The sequence below is a fragment of the Butyricicoccus sp. genome (genome assembly GCF_050872565.1).
In the GTDB taxonomy this organism is placed as follows: Bacteria; Bacillota; Clostridia; order Oscillospirales; family Butyricicoccaceae; genus Butyricicoccus_A.
In genome coordinates, this window is the sequence record NZ_JBNMHC010000384.1 from 1 (window position 1) to 1,983 (window position 1,983).

Here is a 1,983-nt window from a genome sequence, read left to right on the forward strand (position 1 = left end):
CATAAAAACAGGATTTTCACAGACGGAAGGGGAGCTATTCAGAATGTATCGTTTGATTGCACTGGATCTGGACGGAACAGTGCTGACCAGCAGTATTGATATACTTCCATCGACAGTGGAGGCGGTTGCCTATGCCCGCAGCAAGGGCGTCAAGGTTATCGTCTGTACCGGTCGAATTGTAGGAGAAGCCGCTGTTTTCTCGAAGGAAATCGGCGCGTCCTCTCTGCTGATTTCAGCGGGCGGCGCAGCGATTTCCGATGTGCGCAATGCGCGCAATGTCAAAGAATGGGCAATGCCGTGGGACATCGGCGCGAAGGTCGTAGAGGCTGTGCAGAATCGTCCGGTCACCGTAATGATTTATGTGGGCGACAGATTGTATTTGAACCCATATTCGGACGAAATTTTGTGCAATACCAAGCGCACAGAGGGCTTTTGGTCGAGCAAGGTCGTCCTGCCGGATGTTGCGGCAACGATCCGAGAGCATAAATTTCCGGTGTCTAAGGTCTTTGCCCGCGGCGATGTGCAGGTGCTGGCAGAGGCACTGGCGGAAATTAACCAGCTGCCGGGCATTCATATTACGCGCTCAGCAGAAAATAACTTTGAAATTATGCCGGAAGGCGTCAATAAGGGACTTGCTTTGCAGGAACTGACGCATGTCATGGGCATCACGATGGATGAAGTGATGGCAATTGGAGACAGCGACAATGATTCGGATATGCTGCGCATTGCCGGTATGCCGGTCGTCATGGGAAATGGCGATGAGGCTGTAAAAAAACTGGCAAAATATGTCACAGATACCAACGACAATGATGGTGTGGCAAAGGCCATTTATCGATTCATCTAAGGGGAATAGATGGTAGATATAGGAATAGGGAAAGAAAAAGACCTGCCAGAGGCGGGTCTTTTGTGTTGCTTGGAGCATTATGAGAGGGTTTTCAGGTACTGCTTGAGCGTCAGATAGTCATAGGTCACGAGCGGTTCGTTTTTGTCTGCGGTGAGCAAGTCGGTCTCTGTGAGATTGCCGTGCTTGTCATACGTGTTGGTGTATTTCATCTGTAATTTCCCCTGCGCGTCATAGGTACAGGTGTTGAGCAGATTGCCGTCCGCATCATAGTCCATTTCATCCCAGCTGTCCAGTGCATCATTGGTATACGTGCTGGATTTGACGAGATTTCCCGCTTCGTTGTAGAGAGATTCAATGGTAATCGTATCCTCAGCTGTATCGACATGGTTGTGCTGCACCGATTTGGTCTGTCTGCCTTGGTCATCCGTTGTGATTTCGACCCAATAGCTGTTGTCGACACTGCCGTGCTCTTCAGTGTGCTCCTGCTTGGTCAGATGTCCGTTTTTATCATAGGTATAGGCTTCTTCGTAGTTCTTGTTTTTATTGCCGTCCACGCTGATCGTGGCAGTCAGATTGCCGTTTTTGTATTGATTGCTGACGCGGGTCTGTATATCGCCGGTTTCGCTGTATGTCGTGACTTCTGTCGGCTGATTGTCCTCATTGTATGTGGTCTCTGTCCATCCGGTGAGATTTCCGGATGCGGAATAACGGGATTCTTTGGTGCAATTGCCGTTGGCATCGTAGTCATAGGTAACATAATTGCCTGCTTTGGCGGTCTGTTTAGTGCATACATAGGGATTTTCAGATGAGCCTGCTTTGCCGGAATCGCAGCCCGTGAGCAAAAAAGATGCCAGACAGACCAAAAGCAAGGCGGAATGCGTGTGTTTCATGGATCGTCCTCCTTTGTCTGATATAGAATACCATAAAAGTTAGCAAAACACAACGATAACAGCAAAAAAATCGCCAGCTCTGAATTTTCCAGAACTGGCGATACATTCTTTGTTTGGAACGATTACTTAGAAGTCTTGCGGTTGCGCTTCTGCCACTCGCGCGGCGGGATGCCGAATACCTTGTGGAAGGCACGGGAGAAGTGCAGCTGATTCGGATAGCCGACAGAACGAGCAATCGTTGCAATCGGA

Annotated in this window: 3 protein-coding genes; 1 reads left to right on the forward strand and 2 read right to left on the reverse strand. The window is 49.3% G+C overall.

What is annotated here, in order from left to right; genetic code table 11:
- The first annotated feature begins 43 nt into the window (after positions 1–43).
- On the forward strand, positions 44–844 hold the full coding sequence (locus ACR0P9_RS11635) for a Cof-type HAD-IIB family hydrolase (RefSeq protein ID WP_432620327.1): 801 nt from the start codon (positions 44–46) through the stop codon (positions 842–844).
- Between the two features lie 77 nt (positions 845–921).
- Here ACR0P9_RS11635 and ACR0P9_RS11640 read toward each other — a convergent pair whose 3' ends face one another.
- Both ACR0P9_RS11640 and ACR0P9_RS11645 read right to left on the reverse strand, forming a co-directional pair.
- Positions 922–1,734 (reverse strand): hypothetical protein, encoded by an 813-nt coding sequence (locus ACR0P9_RS11640; protein WP_432620329.1) that lies wholly within the window; start codon positions 1,732–1,734, stop codon positions 922–924.
- Between the two features lie 122 nt (positions 1,735–1,856).
- Entirely contained in the window at positions 1,857–1,979 is a 123-nt protein-coding gene (locus ACR0P9_RS11645; RefSeq protein ID WP_432620331.1) for a helix-turn-helix domain-containing protein, read from the reverse strand.
- Positions 1,980–1,983 lie beyond the last annotated feature (4 nt).